A 16,107-nucleotide genomic window follows, 5' to 3' on the forward strand; every position below is an offset into this window, starting at 1 on the left:
GCGTGGTCGCGGCGGATTGCTGCTGGTCAATTCCGGCGCAGCCTACGGCGGCGGCAGCTTCATGGCGACCTACGCGGGAAGCAAAGCCTTCGAACTGTGCTTCGGTGAGTCCCTGTGGGCCGAGCTGCGCCCCTACAACGTCGATGTGCTCAACCTGGTTCTCGGCAAGACCGAGACACCGTCTTTCCGGGCTCTGCTGGCGGAAAAGGGATTGCCGGAGCCGACCGACTGGGCGACACCGCGGGATGTGGCTGACGCCGGAGTGACGCGCCTTCCGCACGGCCCCACCCATAATCAGGGCCAGGCGGTTGACACGGCGGGCGATGAACGGCGCGCCAGGATTCTGATGATTGACGAGATGGCCAAGGACGTCTTTGGCGAGAGGGTCCCTGACTAGCCCAACCGCCACGTAAGCCGGAGTCGAATATTCCGGCCGATCACACAGCTACTTGTGTGGCCATAGATCGGCTACAATCGGAACTGCTATCCATGGCTTGCCGCAGCACTCCGAGCTCCTCGCGCCGGCCGACCAGGTCGGCTGCCCTCCTCGCCGGTACACGCTGGAACTCAAGGCGTTCGCGCTGCAGCCGCGCTTCGGGCAGGAAGTCCGCGCCGAGGTCGACGACGTCCTGATCTGGGACAACTGGTCGGTCGTGCACAGCGCGACGCCCACCCACTACAGCGACCGCGACGGCGAACGCCGAGAGCCCGCGCCAGGCGGTCCTTCGCCAGGGAGGAGCCGCGGTGCGGGCGGTCTTAGCTCTGTGGGGAGCGGTCCTGGGTGGAATCGAGGAAGGCGAGCAGTCGATTGTTGACGTCGCCGCCGTGCTGGAAGCCCGGTCCGTGGCCGACCCCGGGCAGGATCTCGGCGTGGCCGCCCGGCATGAGCGCCACCCGGGCCTGGGCGCGGGCGGGATGGAGCAGGGGACTGCGTTCCCCGATCAGGACGAGGGCCGGAGTCTGGATGGCCCGGAGGTCCTCGTCGGAGAGCGGGAGGGGGGCGGGTCGGCGGGTGCGGAACGCCCACGCGCCGGTCAGCAGGACCTTCTTGAGTTCGGGGATGATCAGGACGGGGTTGTCCAGCCAGACCGCGAGCCGTCGGCGCAGGGGCGCCGGGGTGAGGCCGGCCATCCCATTCAGGTACATCAACCAGATGAACCGGGCGCTGACCTTCTCCAGCCCGCCGGGATCGAGCGCGGTCACGCTCACGAGCCGGTCCGGGGCGTGCAGGGCCTGGTTGAGGGCCAGCCATCCGCCGTAGGAGTGCCCGATCAGATGCGCCCGGTCAATATCGAGGCCAGCGAGGGTCTGATCGAGCCAGACGGCGCTGTCCGGCGGATCGTGGACGGGCCGGCGGGCGACGCTGCGGCCGGGATCACCGACGGTGTCCAGCGCGATGATCGGGCGGCGCGCGCCGAGGGCGGCCAGGAACGGGTACCACTGGACCGCGTTGGAGTTGGCTCCGTGTAGCAGCACGACCGGCACGCCGGTGTCGGGTCCGTAGCGGTGCGCATGGGTGGTGCCGAAGTCGGTCTCCACATCGGTTTCCGTCCACGGCGTGGGCCACAGCGCGGCGAAGGCCGCGTCGTAGGCGGCGAGAAACCTGGCACGCTGCTTGTCACCGCGGAACCGGCCGACCATGGGGTCCTCCGTAGCTTTCATGGTACGTGTGTATCACGAAAGGATGCGATGCCGAAACGGGTTGACCACGAGCAGCGCCGCCGCCACATCGCCGACGCGCTGCTGCGCGTCGCGGCCACACGTGGGTTGCACACAGCTGGGTTCCGGGAGGTGGCAGCCGAAGCCGGGGTCTCGGTGCGGCTGGTCCAGTACTACTTCCAGACCAAGGAGCAGCTGCTGCTGTTCGGGCTGCGCCGGGTGGGTGAGCAGTTCGCCGAGCGGGTGCTGCCGCGCCTCGCCGCCGCCGGGCTGCCCGCCGCCGGCCGGGCACGGATCGAGTTCGTCCTGCTCGCGACGCTGCCCCTGGACGCCGAAAGCCGGTCGCTCCACGTCCTCTACAACCAGTACTTCGCGCTCGCGCTGACCGACCCCACGCTGGCGGCCCAGCCCTACGGCAGCGACCCCGACGCTCTCGAGGCGTGGCTGATCGAGCAGCTGCGCGCCTGCCAGGCCGATGGGCGACTCGACCCTGGACAGGACCTCGCCGACGAGGCGCTTGCCATCCTCGCCTTGGGTGTCGGGCTCGGCAACGCCATCCTCAGCGGCCGACGATCAGCAGACGACGCCCGACGCGTCCTCGCGCGCCACCTCGACCACCGACTTGGCCCACAAAGTTGAACCGAATGCGCCGAGCGAGCGCGAGCAGCCCAGGCCGGCAAACGGCACTCCGAACTCCCACCGTCCGACGCCGCTACTGAACTGATCGATCCCGGACTGAAGCGTCGACTGAAATGTTGGGCACGCTACTGAACTGTTCGGGTTCAGTTGAGAGCTCGTGCCAGCCGCCGCGCTGGCGTGACCGCGAGGCCTACGGCGTCCGTTCCCCGCGCGCGATCGCGAGCGCGTCGGCGAAGATCGCCGGCGCCATCGGGGCGAACCGGGCACCCGAAGGGTCCCCGGTCCGGGCGGCCTGGGCGTGGTGGCCCTCCATGATGCAGCCGAGCTTGAACAGCGCCAGCACCTCATAGAACCGCAGGTCAGCGAGCGAGTGGCCGGTGCGCTCCGCGTAGCACGCGGCCAGCTCGGCGCGGCCGGCCAGCCCCGTCCGGTCGGCGACGTCGCTGGAGCCGAGGAAGGTCGCCACGGCTCCCCTGGATGCTGATCGCATCGACGGGGTCTAGCCTCGCGGGCGATGGGAGGTGGATGCCTGCGATGAATCGTCTTCGGGTGGTCCCGGTGACGCGGACGGCGCAAGCCGGGACCGTGCTGCGAGTTGTCGACGGCCACTCCGGCCGCGTGGCCGAGGTCGAAGAGGTCGGCCGCCCGCACCCGCCCAGGCCCGCACCATGACCGCGCCGTTCTCGCGGCGGTTGGTCGTCCTGCGGCACGCCAAATCCGCCTGGCCCGATGTGGCCGACCACGACCGGCCCCTAGCTCCGCGGGGACGCCGCGACGCCCCGGCCGCGGGTCGGTGGCTGCGCGACGCCGACTACCTGCCGGACCTGGTCGTCTGCTCCACCGCCAGGCGCACCCGCGAGACCTGGGAGCTGGCAGCCCGGGAACTCGCCGACACAGCGCCGGTCGTCTACGAACCCCGCCTCTACGACGCCACCGTCCCCGTCCTGCTCGACGTCGTCCGCGAAACCCCCGCGGCCTGTGGCACCCTGCTGCTGATCGGCCACAACCCCGGCGTGCAGCAGCTCACCCTCCACCTCGCCGCCACCGCGGACGGCAACCTCCTGGAACGGGCGGCGACGAAATTCCCCACCAGCGCGGTCGCGGTGGTCACCTGGGCAGGTCCCTGGGCGGCGCTCGCTCCCGGCACCGCCCGGCTGACCGCGTTCACCGTCCCGCGCGGTGCGAAGCCCTGACCGCCACGAGCGCCCTGATCGGTGACCCGCTCACGGTGATCTGGTGCCGCAGGGTGAGGATCTCGACGCCGTTGTCGCGATCAGTGCGGGGCGGCAGGCGTAGCAGCGCGACCGCGTTGTGGCATTTCCGGCAGGCACAGGGCCGGCGGCTAGGCCGGTCGTGTGTACGCGGGGCGCGTCCGTGCCGCGTGCCGGTATGCCGCGCCTACGAGCGTGAGCGTGATCACGCTGACGGCGACGTCGCTGATCAACGCCGCCGGCGCGGACGTCGGCTCGTAGTTTGGCACGAGGTAGGCGCCGACCGCCGCGAGAATCATCGGAGCCGCCCACGCGGCCAGCACGTGCCGCTGCCCCCAGTCGGCGCGCCGGGACCAGGCCACGACGACGGCCGCGATCGCCGCGACGAGGGCGACCCGCACGCCCACGCCGGGCCAGCCGGAGACGAACCAGCTACCGAGGTTCGCGCCGATTACGACCGCGCCCACCCAGACCGGGCGTGGGGCGGGCCGGGACGCGGGGCTGAGCCCGCGGCGCCGCCACCGTGGCAACAGTGCAATGCCGACGAGCGCGAGCACCACCGACGTCGCGAACGCCACCTGCGACGGGCTGGCCATGAAGTCCTTGCGTCCGGATTCGTCGGAGAAGATCAGTAGGCTGCCGAGCAGATACAGGACGCCGACCACCGCCAGACCGGGCCGGCCCAGCCAGGGCCGGTGGCGCCGGGGCGGGGCCACGAACGACTCGACGAGCGCAATCGGCGCGCACATGCTCAGCGTGACGTGGTTGCCGATGAAGTCGAACGCCTGTCCGGCGCTGAAGCCGAGCGCCGGCACCCACGTCGCCTTCGCGACCACCGCCTCCGCGGCGAACCCGGTGTCGTCCAGGTAGTCCGGATTGAACAGCGACTGGTCGACCAGGCCGGCCTGGAGCATCCCGAACGCGGCGGCGAGAAGGACGATCGCCGGCCACCCGCCTCCGGCTCGGCGGGCTGTCTCGCGGATTAGCACCGCGGCTCCGCCGTACATCGGGGCCAGGATGAGAACGACGGTCAGGAACTCGTCGGCCGGGAAGCCGCCCCAGGAGCATTCGGCGGCCCACGGCGCGATCAGCATCAGGGCGACGACCGGCGCGAGCCGGCGCGACCGCGATGGCGGGTCGGCGGCTTCCGGCGAGGCGACACTGTCGGCGCCTGGTCTGTCGACAGTCACCGGTCCTCCTGCTTGGTTCGGGTGGAGCACCACTCTCCCGGTTCGCCGCGGGGGTCGACCACGGCCATCGTGCGAATCCGTACCGACCAAAGTCGATGATCCGGGCGTCGGGGCCGCGCCCGTCGCGAACGCCACCTTCCCCGTCAGGTCTCCCATCCCCGACCAGACCGGCGGGCGGGCCATGCGGGCGGACGTTCTGTCAGGCCGGGCGACGGTGCCATGCGGACCGACCTCGTGTCCGTCCGCACCGTCGCGCGGCATCGTCCGCGCCTGAGATCCGACGCCTGAGGTGAGATCACTGACCGTCAGGAGGAGAGCGGTGGCTGCGAGGCGCCTCGACGCCAAGCCGCCGCGGTCCGCCAGCTCCGCCCCGAGGCGCCCCGTCCGCACGGGCCAGCGGCGCTCCCCCGTCGTGCGCCGAAAGGCCGCCGCGCGCGACTTGACGATGACTCAGTGCCGGGCCATTCTCGACCTTACGCCGACTTATATAACTAATTAAGCGTTTAGCTTGGGCCGAGCCGGCCCCGTCAGCTGGTTGGCGGGCGCGCGTCCCATGGATCCGCCGCGCGACGAGATCGCTCTGGCAGGCCACCGAAGCCCAGCGACGGCTGCCAACGGCCGAGGAAGGAGGAGAAGCGAGTCGTGCGCGTCCGTGTCGAGGAGGATGTGTGCCAGGGGCACACGCTGTGCGCGATGAACGCGCCTGAGCTGTTCGACCTGCGGGAGGACGACGGCCACGCCGTGGTCCTGCTCGTCGACGTTCCCGCCGAGCTGGAGGCGAAGGCCCGGCTCGCCCATCGAGGCTGCCCGGAACACGCGGTCGTCCTCGAGGAATGACGACGATCGCCAGCTCGATGCGGCCCCGGCGACCCGACCGCGCGGTTGGCCGATGGCATACGCGCCCACGACCTCATCGGGCCTCTACCTGACTTTTACCTGACTTTTATCTGACTTTCGCCATCAGGCCGCCGCCGCTGACGCCGCTCCCGCCGCCTGCGGCACCCTCACGCGCAGAGATCACTGGCCCCGCCCGGGCGTGACCACGCCGGGGCTCCGGCACCATCGAGAGCGGATCCCCGTCATGACCACCCAGCAGGCCCAGACCGCCGAGTCGGTCGACTTCGACCATCATTCCCCCGCATACGCCGAACACTGGCGGGAGACCTACGCCGACCTGCGCGGCCGCTGCCCGGTAGCGCACTCGACCGCCCACGGGGGCTTCACCGTGTTAACGCGCTACGCCGACGTCGAGGCCGTCGTGAAGGACGACGCTTCCTTCTCCTCCCGCCACGACCCTGACCCCGCGTCGCCCTTCAAGGGCATCACGCTGCCAGAGGCACCCGTCATCTCGACCCCGATCGAGATGGACCCACCGTTGCACACCGCCTACCGCAAGTACCTCAACCCGTGGTTCTCCCCCGGCAGGTCGAAGTCGTACGAACCGTTCGTCCGCTCGGTCACCACCGCGATGCTCGACGCCGTCATCGAGACCGGGACGATCGACCTGGTCCACGACCTGGCGAGCCCCGTGCCGGCGCTGCTGACCGCGCAGGTGCTGGGCGTGCCGCTCACCGACTGGCGGCTGTACTCCGACGCCGCGCACAGTATCGTGTTCAATCCACCGGGGACGGCCGAGTTCGAGGCAGCGGTCGCCAAGAACCTGAAGGTGCTCGAGCACTGCTTCCAGACCGTCCTCGCCCGCCGCGCGGAGCCGAAGGACGACCTGATCAGCGTGTTCGTCGACATGGAGATCGACGGGGAGAAGCTGTCCGACCAGCGCATCGTCGAGATGTGCAACCTGGTGATCGCCGGCGGCAACGACACCACGACCAGTCTGCTGGCCAACGCGTTCGCCTGGCTGGTCGAGCACCCGGACCAGCGGGCCTGGCTCGCCGCGGACCCGGCGCGCATTCCGGCCGCCTGCGAGGAGTTCCTGCGCTACTTCACCCCGACCCAGGCGCTCGCGCGGACCGTGACCCGCGACGTCGAGATCGGGGGCTGCCCGCTTAGGGAGGGCGACCGGGTGCTGATCTCGTTCGCGGCCGCGAACCAGGACCCGGAGATGTTCGACCGGCCCGACGAGGTCGTGCTCGGCCGGTGGCCGAACCGGCACCAGGCCTTCGGCCTCGGCGCGCACCGTTGCCTCGGCTCCAACCTCACCCGGGTCGAGTTCCGCGTCGTGCTCGAGGAGGTCCTGCGCCGCATCCCGGACTTCCAGATCGACTTCACGGCCGCCCAGCGCTACCCGACCATCGGCATCGTCAACGGCTGGATCGACATGCCCGCGGTCTTCACGCCCGGCGGCAAGGTCGGCAGCGGCTTCGTCCTCTGATTCCCGGCCCGGTGCCGGTCGCGCGACCGGCACCGGGACCGCCGACGGGCGGCCAGGCGACGCCCGGCCGCCGCGGCCGGTCAGCCAGTGAGCAGCTCCGCGCAGGACATGAGCACCATGCTGGAGGCGACGAACCCCGCGGTCGCCGCCCGGTCGATGGCGATCGTCGAACCGTTGATGAGGGCCGCATCGTCGTCGCACAGCAACGCCAGCGCCTTCCCGACGTCCGTCGGGGACTGCCGCAGCGCCCGCGCCAACTCGTCACCCGCCCCGGTCCGTTCGTAGCCCGGGTGCGGACCAGGCGGTCGCAGTCGTCCGTGCGGCGCACGTCGCCCGCGACGAACGTCAGCTCGCCGCCCGCGTCGCGTACCTCGCGCTCCAACGCCTTGCCCAGCTCCTCCCGGCGGGCCATCCCGACGACGAGCGCGCCCTGCCGGGCGAACTCCGCGGCGACCCCCCGCCCCACCCCGGACGAGATCCCGGTCAGGACCGCGACCTTCCCCGCCATCGACATACCCGCGCTCCCTCGGACTGGCCCGAGCGGTGGTTGAAATAGTCAGTTCATTAATCTAACTTAGGCATGTGTCGTCCGCCACTGCCGCGGGCCCAGGCTGGCGAGGCGAACAGAGCACCGGCCGAGCGGCCAAGACAGGAAGTCGGAGGAACGAATGCCCGTCCTGGAAGCGCCCGTCGAGTTACTCGGCGAGCCTGGCCTGCTGATCGGCGACAAGCTGGTACGCGACACGTCCGCTGGGACCTACCAGCACGTCTACGCCGCGACGGGGAACCCGACGGTGGCGGTGCCCGTCGCCGGGTCCGCCGAGATCGACCAGGCGGTCACGACCGCGCGGGCGGCGCTGGCGGTCTGGAAGGCGATGCCCACAGCCGCGCGGCGCGACGCGCTGCTGCGGCTGGCGGACCTGCTGCGGGCACACGTCGACGAGCTCGGGACACTCGCCGTGATCGACAGCGGCGGCCCCGCCTACGTCCACCACCACGCGCCGCTCGCCGCCGCCGAGCTGTTCACCTACAACGCGGGCTGGGTCGACAAGATCGGCGGCGACGTGGTCACCACCGACACCGTCCCGTCGTTCGACTACACCCGCGACGAGCCCTACGGCGTCGTCGGGGTGATCATCCCCTGGAACGGGCCGGTGCACGCGATCGGCATGACCTGCGCGCCCGCGCTCGCCGCCGGCAACTGCGTGATCGTCAAGCCGCCGGAACTGACCCCGTTCGCCGCGCTGCGCATCGGCCAGCTGGCGCTCGAAGCCGGGCTGCCGCCGGGTGTCCTGCAGGTCGTGCCCGGCGGGGCCGAGGCCGGCGAGGCGCTCGTCGCCCACGAGGGCGTCGACAAGGTCCACTTCACCGGCAGCGGCGCGGTCGGCCAGAAGGTCCTCGCCGGCGCGTCACACACGCTCAAGCCGGTGGCCCTCGAGCTCGGAGGGAAGTCCGCGAACCTCATCTTCGAGGACGCCGACCTGGTCGCGGCCGCGCAGCAGGCCCTCGGGGCCGTCATCAACCTCTCCGGCCAGGGCTGCATCAACGGCACCCGCGTCCTCGTCCAGGCGTCCGTCTACGACCAGGTCGTCGAGATCATCCGCGCCGTGGCCGAGCAGATCCCGCTGGGCGACCCGGCGACCGCACTCGCCCCGCCGACCATGGGCCCGGTCATCAACGCGACGGCGTGCAACCGGATCCTGGGGGTCATCGACCGCGCGAAGGCGGGCGGCGAGGGCCGCCTGCTCGCCGGCGGCGCCCGGGCCGGCGATGACCTCGCCGGCGGCTACTTCATCCAGCCCACTGTCTTCGTGGACGTCGACAACGCCAGCCCGCTCGCCCAGGAGGAGATCTTCGGCCCGGTGCTGACCGTCGCGCCGTTCGCCAACGAGGACGAGGCCATCCGCCTCGCCAACGACACCCGCTACGGACTGGCCGCCTACGTGCAGACGGGCGACGTCCGCCGGGCCCACCGGGTCAGCGCGGCGCTGGAGGCCGGCAACGTGTGGGTCAACGGCTTCGTCGGCATCCACGAGGCCGTCCCGTTCGGCGGGGTCAAGCAGAGCGGCATCGGCCGGCTCGGCGGGATCGCCGGGATCCGGGAGTTCAGCCGGCCCAAGAACGTCTGGATGGCGCTCTAGCCCAGCCGGCGGCGACGGCCCCGGCTCCGACAGGTCGCCACCTGCCACGTCGCGTCGCACGTCGCGCCGCCTACGGACATCGCGCCGACCGGCTACCGGTGAGGAGACAGTCTTGTACACCCTGTTCAGCGTCGACGACCACATCGTCGAGCCCGGGCATGTCTGGTCGGACCGGGTGCCGGCACGCTACCGAGAGGCCGCGCCGCACGTCCAGGAGGCCGACGGCCGCGAGTTCTGGGTCTACGAGGGCCAGCGCCAGCCGACCATGGGCCTCAACGCGGTCGCCGGCAAGCCCCGCGAGCAGTGGGGCATGGAGCCGGTCCGCTTCGACGACATGATCCCCGGCTGCTACGACCCCGTCGCGCGCGCCGCCGACATGCGCGCCGACGGGATCTTCGCGAGCGTGAACTTCCCGACCCTGCCCGGCTTCGGCGGGCGGAAGTTCATCACCTTCGCGGACAAGGATCTCGCGAAGGTCTGCGTCGAGGCATGGAACGACTTCGTGCTCGACGAATGGTGCGCCGCAGCGCCGGAGATGTTCGTCCCGATGACGATCGTGCCGCTGTGGGACGTCCCCCTCGCCGTCGCCGAGATGGAGCGCACCCTGGCGAAGGGCGCCAAGGCGCTGTGCTTCGTCGAGGACCCCGCGGCGCTCGGCGTCGGGTCCTGGCACGACGGCACCTGGGAGCCGCTGATGCGGCTGTGTGAGGAGAGCCAGACGCCAGTGTGCATGCACGTCGGCTCCGCCGGCTCCTCCACGCTCGACCCCGGCACCACCCCGATCGTGGAGATCGCCGCGGCGTTCGCCCACACCGGCCGGGCCGCGGTCAACGTCATGTGCTCCCCGATCCCCCGGAGCTTCCCTGACCTGCGCCTGGTCTGGAGCGAGGGCGGCATCGGCTGGCTGCCCGCCGCCCTGGAGCGCGCCGACCGCCAGTGGGAACGGCACGGCTACTGGAGCCACCTCGACGCGACGAAGCCCTCGGAGGTCGCGAAGCGGAACATGTGGTTCTGCATGATCGAGGAGCCGTGGGGGCTGACGACCCGGCACTACTACGGCGTCGACCGGATCCTGTTCGAGTCGGACTACCCGCACGCCGACACCCCTTGGCCGCACACCCAGAAGGCCTGCGCGGAGCTGTTCGCCGATGTGCCCGCCGACGAGGTCGCCGCGATCACCCACGGCAACGCCGAGGCCCTGTTCCACTTCCCGCTCGCCGTCCCCGCCGGCACGGACACGTCCGCCTGACGGGACGCGGCCGCCCGGGCCAGGCGCGCTCGCGGGACCGCCGTGCCACGGCCCGCCGGGAACGGGCCGTGGCACGGCGGTCGTCCGACCAGCCATACAGCCGGAACGACGGAACAGAAAGAGACTGATGATCAGGCTGCTCGAAGGCGTGCGGGTGCTCGAGTCCGCGCAGCTGCTCAACGGCGACACCCTGGGCATGTTCCTCGGCGACCTCGGCGCCGACGTCGTCAAGATCGAGGCACCGCCGAACGGCGACTACCTGCGCCACTTCCTCGGCCAGATCGCGCCCGCGTACAGCGTGCCCCACCTGCAGGTGAACAAGAACAAGCGCTCGGTCACGCTCGACGTGCGCGCCGAGGCCGGCCGGGAGGTGTTCTGGCGGCTCGTCGAAGGCGCGGAGATCTTCGTCGACGGCAACCGGCCCGGAGTGCTCGACCGGCTCGGGATCGGCTACGAGGCGATGCGCACCCACAACCCGCGGATCGTCTACGTGTCCTGCACGGCGTTCGGCGCGAACGGCCCCTATGCCCGCATCCCGGCACACGGGATGATGATGGGCGCCATCGCGGGCTCCCACCTGCGGGCCCGCGGCGACGACGGTCTGCTGCACCGTCAGGAGCCGACCGGTACCGGCACCGAGCTGGCCGGCGAGGCGACCGTGATCGCCGCGATGCAGGCCGCGCTCTACGCCTGCGCCGCCCTGGTGCGCGCCCGCGCGACCGGCGAAGGGGCGAACATCGATGTCGCCGCCTGCGACGCGGCCGTGCTGTCGGCCTACTTCCCCGTCGACCTGGCGCTCAACGACGCACGGATCACCGACCGCGCCGGCATGCCCGACATGGTCGGCGGCGAGATGACCGGCGCCCGCTACAACTTCTACGAGACCCGCGACGGTCACGTGGTGCTGTTGGCCGCCATCGAGCCGCGGTTCTGGCGGAACTTCTGCCAGGCCGTCGGCCGCGAGGACCTGCTCGCCGAGGCCTCCCCCACCGACGGCGGCGCGGTCGACTTCGGCACCCCCGAGCTGCGCCACCGGCTCGCCGAGGTGTTCCTGACCCGCGACCTGGCCGACTGGGTGGCGCTCGCCGCGGCGCACGACATCACGCTCGGCCCGGCGAATCAGGGCGTCGCCGAGATGGCCGCCGACCCGAACATCCGCGGCCGCCAGATCCTGGTCGACACCGAGCACCCGGTCGCCGGGCCGTTCACCTGTGTCGGCAGCCCGGCCGTCATCGCGGGCCAGCCCTACGAGGTGCGCATCCCGGCGCCGGCCGCCGGCGAGCACACGCGGCAGGTGCTGCGCGAGGCTGGCCTGTCCGACCCCGAGATCGACCAGCTACGGGACCAGGGCCTCGTGACGGAGGCCGGACCGCTGACCGGCGCCACGGCGGCGCGGAGGGGGTGACGTGATGTCCGCGCCATTGGAGGGCGTCCGGGTCGTCGACCTGACCGAGGGCATCGCCGGGGCCTACGCCACCAAGCTGCTCGCGGACGGCGGCGCCGAGGTGGTGAAGGTCGAGCGGCCCGGCGGCGACTGGCTACGGGGCTGGAGCGCGAGCGGCGCCACGATCGCCGCCGGCGACGACGGCGCGCTGTTCCAGTTCCTCGCATCGTCGAAGACCAGCGTGGTGGTCAGCCTTCCAGGCGACGCCGACCTGCTGGACAGCCTGCTGTCCAGCGCGGACATCGTCGTGGTCGGGCCGGGCGGCGCCCACGACCCGCACGCGCTGCGCCGCGACCACCCCCACGCGGTCGTCGTCAGCATCACCCCGTGGGGTCTGGACTCCCCGTGGGCCGACCGGCCGGCGACCGACGCGGTGCTGCAGGCCCTGGCCGGCGCGCCGATGACCCGCGGCAGCCGGGCCCGGCCGCCCGTGGCGCAGGGCGGCCAGCTGGTCGAGTGGACGTCGGGGATGATCGCCGCGATCGGCGCGCTGACGGCCAGGTGGCGGGCGCTGTCCACCGGGGACGGCGACCTGGTCGACGTCTCGCAGCTGGAAGCCGCCATCCTGACCACGACGATGTACTCGGTCACGTGGGCGTCGATCGCGGGTACCCCGATGCGACCGAACAGGAGCCGCAACCTGCCGGCGATCCACCGCACCAAGGACGGCTACGTCGGCTTCATGGTCGTCACCGGCCAGCAGTGGCTCGACTTCTGCGCGCTCGCCGAACAGCCGGACTGGATGGACGACGAGTCGCTGATCCGGTTCCATGTCCGCGCCAGCCGGTCGGCCGAGCTCACGGCCGCGATCGACGCCTGGGCGGCGCGGCACACGACGGAGGAGATCCTCGACCTCGCGGACGCCTTACGGGTTCCCGCCTCGCCGGTCGGCCGGGGCGACACCGTGGTCGGCTTCGACCACTTCGTCGAACGCCACGGCTTCCTGGCAAACCCACGCCGAGGCTTCACCCAGCCGGACGTGTCCTACACCCTGTCGGCCGGCGCCGCCCGCAGGCCGTTCACCCAGGCCCCGCGGCTGGGCGAGCACAACGATCGCTACCGGTCGGCGAAGCCCCGCCTACCCGAGGTGTCGGCGGTGCCGCGCGGCCAGGCGGCCGGGCGGCTGCCGTTCGAGGGGCTGCGGGTCCTGGACTTCACCATGAACTGGGCCGGCCCGATCGTCGGGAACGTGCTGGCGATGTTCGGCGCCGACGTCATCCACGTCGAGTCCATCCAGCGCCCCGACGCCCTCCGGTTCAACACCCTCAGGCAGATCGGCGAGCCGGGCTGGTGGGAATGGGCTCCGCAGTACATCGGCCCCAACGCCGGCAAGCGCGACCTCACCGTGAACATGGGCTCGGAGCGCGGCCGGGAGCTGGCTCTGCGGCTGGTCGCGCACGCCGACGTCGTCATCGAGAACTACAGCCCGCGGGTCATGGACGGCTGGGGCATGACCTACGACAAGCTCCGCGGCGTCAAGGACGACATCATCTACGTTCGCGCGCCCGCCTACGGCCTCACCGGACCCTGGCGCGACCGCGGCGGCTACGCGCAGACGATGGAGATGGCCTCCGGCCTGGCGTGGATGACCGGCTGGCCGGACGAGCCCCCGGAGATCCCGAACGGCCCGATGGACCCGACCGCCGGCGGCCACACCCTGCTGGCCTTGCTGCTCGCTCTCGAACACCGCCGCCGCACCGGCCTTGGCATGCACCTCGAAAGCTCCATGATCTTCAGTGCACTCAACATCGCCGCCGAACAGGTCATCGAATACTCCGCCTACGGCGCCCTGCTGTCCCGCGAGGGCAACAGAAGCCCGTACGCGGCCCCGCAGGGGGCGTACCGCACCTCTGATCGGCCGCCGACCGGCGACCTCGACCGCTGGATGATGATCTCAGTCGCGACCGACGGGCAGTGGGAGGCACTCAAGGGCGCCCTCGGCTGTCCGACCTGGGCGGATGACCCGGCGCTCGACACCAGGGAAGGCCGCCGCGCCGCCCACGACCTCCTCGACAACCATCTGGCGACCTGGGCCGCGGCCCGTACCTCCGACGAAGCGGTCGCGACGCTCGCCGTGGCCGGTGTGCCGGCCGCGCCGGTGCTGCTCCAGCACGAGCCGGCGAGGCTCGAACCGCTGCTGGCCCGCAAGTTCTACGAAAGCGTGGAGCGCCCCATCACCGGCGGCCATCTGCTGCAGGCCTACCCCGCCCGCCTGGCCAGCGGTCCCGCTATGTACAACCGCACCTCCGCGCCCCTGCTCGGCCAGCACAACACCGAGATCCTGCGTGACCTGCTCGGTCTCACCGACGAACAGATCAAAACCCTCGAAGCCGACGGCGTCATCGGCACCGAACCAGACGCTGGCGGCCGCAACCGCGGCATGCAATAGACGACGGGGTCCCAAGGTCCCCTGGGTCGCCGCACATGTCGCCGACCACGCCCCTCATCCGCACCCCACTTCGCTCGCTCGACGGAGGTCACCCATGCAGCTCACGGGAAAGGTCGCCGTCGTCACGGGCGGCGGCAGCGGCTTCGGCGCCGCCCTGTGCCGCGGCCTCGCCGCCGAGGGCGCTCACGTCGTCGCCGTGGACCTGCACGGGGACCGAGCACGCGAGGTGGCCGCCGAGGTCGGCGGGCTCGCCGTCGAGGCGGACGTGAGCGTCGAGGAGGAGGTCCAAAGGGCGGTGGACGAGGCCGGCCGGTGGCGTGGGCCGGTCGAGGTCATGATCTCCAACGCCGGGGTCGTCGGGCCCTCGGACGTGTTCACCGGCGACGACTGCTGGGATCGCGAGTGGCGGGTGCACGTCATGTCGAACCTGTACGCCGCGCGCGCGGTGCTCCCCTCGATGCTGGAACGAGGATGCGGCTGGCTCGTCTCGACGGCCTCGGCGGTCGGGCTGACCAACCAGCCCGGCACCGCCGCCTATGTCGTGACCAAGCACGCGCAGGTCGCGCTCGCCGAGCATCTCGCGCTCACCTACGCCGACCGGGGGATCCAGGTCTCCTGCATCTGCCCGCTCGGCATGCGCACCGGCATGACGGCGTCCGCCGCGGCCGGCGCGGACCCCGCCGACCGGTTCGGGGCCACCACCCTGATCGACGCGGACGAGGCCGCGGCCCGCGCGCTCGCGCAGCTCCACGAGGGCCGGTTCCTCGTCCTCACCCACCCCGAGGTCGCGACCTACGCGGCGCGCCGGGGCGCCGACCACGACAGGTGGCTCGCCGGTCTTCGCCGGATGTACACCCGCCTGCGGGTCGGGGAACCCACCGCCGGCTGATCAGCCGGACGGCGGTTCATCCAACCGCGGCACAGCAGCCGGAAGGCAGGCAGGGAACAGACATGGGTCGTGTCGAGGGCAAGGTCGCCTTCATCACCGGGGCGGCGCGAGGCCAGGGCAGGTCGCACGCGGTGCGGCTGGCGCAGGAGGGCGCGGACATCATCGCGGTCGACGTCGTCGCGCCGGACGCCTATCCCTGGATGACGTACCGGCAGGCCGAGCCGGGCCAGCTGGACGAGACCGTCGCGCTCGTCGAGAAGACCGGCCGCCGGATCGTGGCCCGCCAGGGCGACGTCCGCGACCGCGGCAGCTTGCGGGCCGCGCTGGACGCCGGTCTCGCCGAGTTCGGCCACGTCGACATCGTCAGCGCCAACGCCGGCATCAGCCCGTTCGGCCCGGAGAGCTGGAAGATCTCCGAGCAGCAGTGGGCCGACGTGCTCAGCACCAACCTCACCGGAGTTTGGAACACGACATCGGTGTGCGTGCCGCCGATGATCGAGGCCGGACGTGGCGGCTCGATCATCCTCACCAGCTCGGGCGCCGGCACCAAGGGCGTGCCGAACCTCGCCGACTACTGCGCGTCCAAGTTCGGCGTCATCGGTCTGATGAAGAGCCTCGCGGGCGAGGTGGCCCCGCACAACATCCGAGTCAACGCGCTGACCCCGGGCACCGTGGCCACCGACATGGTCCTCAACGAAGGGCTGTACCGGCTGTTCCGCCCCGATCTGGAGAACCCCACGAAGGAGGATGCGGCGGCCATCTTCGCGACCATGGTCAACCTGATGCCGACACCGTGGGTGGAGACCGTCGACATTTCCAACGCGCTGCTGTTCCTCGCCTCCGACGAGGCCCGCTACGTGACGGGCCAGGTCTTCGGCGTCGACCTCGGCTCCTCCATCAAGTAGTTGACGGCGTGTCCGCCGCCTCTCGCGCGGCCAGTCCTGCTCGCCGCGGGCCCCTGCTC

The 16,107-nt window shown here is 71.5% G+C and carries 16 protein-coding genes and 1 pseudogene; 12 read left to right on the forward strand and 5 right to left on the reverse strand.

From position 1 onward, the window contains the following. Both BCD48_RS37545 and BCD48_RS56985 read left to right on the forward strand, forming a co-directional pair. Positions 1-397: SDR family oxidoreductase (locus tag BCD48_RS37545; protein ID WP_491677198.1), on the forward strand; the 397-nt coding region annotated here is incomplete at its 5' end. A gap of 97 nt (positions 398-494) precedes the next feature. Next, entirely contained in the window at positions 495-815 is a 321-nt protein-coding gene (locus BCD48_RS56985) for a TauD/TfdA family dioxygenase (RefSeq protein WP_157910609.1), read from the forward strand. Here the strand turns inward: BCD48_RS56985 and BCD48_RS37550 are convergent. Beyond that, positions 757-1,641 carry an alpha/beta fold hydrolase gene (locus BCD48_RS37550; protein WP_241842308.1) on the reverse strand — a complete coding sequence of 295 codons (885 nt, stop codon included), beginning with the start codon at positions 1,639-1,641 and terminating at the stop codon, positions 757-759. The genes BCD48_RS56985 and BCD48_RS37550 overlap by 59 nt on opposite strands. Positions 1,642-1,689: 48 nt before the next feature. Here BCD48_RS37550 and BCD48_RS37555 point away from each other — a divergent pair, with 48 nt between their 5' ends. After that, the gene (locus tag BCD48_RS37555) at positions 1,690-2,298 is read left to right on the forward strand and encodes a TetR/AcrR family transcriptional regulator (RefSeq protein WP_071053159.1); all 609 of its coding nucleotides are present in this window, start codon (positions 1,690-1,692) and stop codon (positions 2,296-2,298) included. Positions 2,299-2,488: 190 nt separating this feature from the next. Here BCD48_RS37555 and BCD48_RS37560 read toward each other — a convergent pair whose 3' ends face one another. Then, positions 2,489-2,764 carry a hypothetical protein gene (locus BCD48_RS37560; RefSeq protein WP_071053160.1) on the reverse strand — a complete coding sequence of 92 codons (276 nt, stop codon included), beginning with the start codon at positions 2,762-2,764 and terminating at the stop codon, positions 2,489-2,491. Positions 2,765-2,966: 202 nt separating this feature from the next. Here BCD48_RS37560 and BCD48_RS37565 point away from each other — a divergent pair, with 202 nt between their 5' ends. Continuing rightward, positions 2,967-3,491 carry a SixA phosphatase family protein gene (locus BCD48_RS37565; RefSeq protein ID WP_071053161.1) on the forward strand — a complete coding sequence of 175 codons (525 nt, stop codon included), beginning with the start codon at positions 2,967-2,969 and terminating at the stop codon, positions 3,489-3,491. A gap of 149 nt (positions 3,492-3,640) precedes the next feature. On the opposite strand, the gene BCD48_RS37570 is transcribed toward BCD48_RS37565, so the two are convergent. Then, positions 3,641-4,699 (reverse strand): hypothetical protein, encoded by a 1,059-nt coding sequence (locus BCD48_RS37570; RefSeq protein ID WP_198543558.1) that lies wholly within the window; start codon positions 4,697-4,699, stop codon positions 3,641-3,643. Positions 4,700-5,341: 642 nt separating this feature from the next. Here BCD48_RS37570 and BCD48_RS37575 point away from each other — a divergent pair. Both BCD48_RS37575 and BCD48_RS37580 read left to right on the forward strand, forming a co-directional pair. Continuing rightward, positions 5,342-5,536 carry a ferredoxin gene (locus tag BCD48_RS37575; protein WP_071053162.1) on the forward strand — a complete coding sequence of 65 codons (195 nt, stop codon included), beginning with the start codon at positions 5,342-5,344 and terminating at the stop codon, positions 5,534-5,536. A 244-nt stretch (positions 5,537-5,780) separates the two neighbouring features. Continuing rightward, entirely contained in the window at positions 5,781-7,031 is a 1,251-nt protein-coding gene (locus BCD48_RS37580) for a cytochrome P450 (protein ID WP_071053163.1), read from the forward strand. An 80-nt stretch (positions 7,032-7,111) separates the two neighbouring features. Here BCD48_RS37580 and BCD48_RS54470 read toward each other — a convergent pair whose 3' ends face one another. Both BCD48_RS54470 and BCD48_RS56990 read right to left on the reverse strand, forming a co-directional pair. Then, entirely contained in the window at positions 7,112-7,288 is a 177-nt protein-coding gene (locus BCD48_RS54470; protein ID WP_241842309.1) for a hypothetical protein, read from the reverse strand. A gap of 44 nt (positions 7,289-7,332) precedes the next feature. Next, positions 7,333-7,545 (reverse strand): annotated as a pseudogene (locus tag BCD48_RS56990) (SDR family NAD(P)-dependent oxidoreductase); the annotation flags it as partial. Positions 7,546-7,699: 154 nt separating this feature from the next. Here BCD48_RS56990 and BCD48_RS37585 point away from each other — a divergent pair. The 6 genes from BCD48_RS37585 (at position 7,700) to BCD48_RS37610 (ending at position 16,048) form a co-directional block, all read left to right on the forward strand. After that, positions 7,700-9,172: an aldehyde dehydrogenase family protein gene (locus BCD48_RS37585; RefSeq protein ID WP_071053164.1), complete on the forward strand. Its 1,473-nt coding sequence runs from the start codon at positions 7,700-7,702 to the stop codon at positions 9,170-9,172. A gap of 112 nt (positions 9,173-9,284) precedes the next feature. Beyond that, positions 9,285-10,421 carry an amidohydrolase family protein gene (locus tag BCD48_RS37590; RefSeq protein WP_071053165.1) on the forward strand — a complete coding sequence of 379 codons (1,137 nt, stop codon included), beginning with the start codon at positions 9,285-9,287 and terminating at the stop codon, positions 10,419-10,421. 127 nt (positions 10,422-10,548) lie between these two features. Next, positions 10,549-11,826, forward strand: a complete 1,278-nt coding sequence (locus tag BCD48_RS37595; protein ID WP_198543559.1) for a CaiB/BaiF CoA transferase family protein — start codon at positions 10,549-10,551, stop codon at positions 11,824-11,826. 4 nt (positions 11,827-11,830) lie between these two features. Further along, positions 11,831-14,254 carry a CaiB/BaiF CoA transferase family protein gene (locus BCD48_RS37600; RefSeq protein WP_071053251.1) on the forward strand — a complete coding sequence of 808 codons (2,424 nt, stop codon included), beginning with the start codon at positions 11,831-11,833 and terminating at the stop codon, positions 14,252-14,254. Positions 14,255-14,348: 94 nt separating this feature from the next. Then, complete coding sequence (locus BCD48_RS37605; RefSeq protein ID WP_071053166.1) at positions 14,349-15,143, forward strand: SDR family NAD(P)-dependent oxidoreductase; 795 nt, start codon at positions 14,349-14,351, stop codon at positions 15,141-15,143. 62 nt (positions 15,144-15,205) lie between these two features. Further along, positions 15,206-16,048, forward strand: a complete 843-nt coding sequence (locus tag BCD48_RS37610) for a mycofactocin-coupled SDR family oxidoreductase (protein WP_071053167.1) — start codon at positions 15,206-15,208, stop codon at positions 16,046-16,048. The last annotated feature ends 59 nt before the right edge of the window (positions 16,049-16,107 follow it).

The sequence above is a fragment of the Pseudofrankia coriaricola genome (assembly GCF_001854805.1).
GTDB lineage: Bacteria > Actinomycetota > Actinomycetes > Frankiales > Frankiaceae > Pseudofrankia.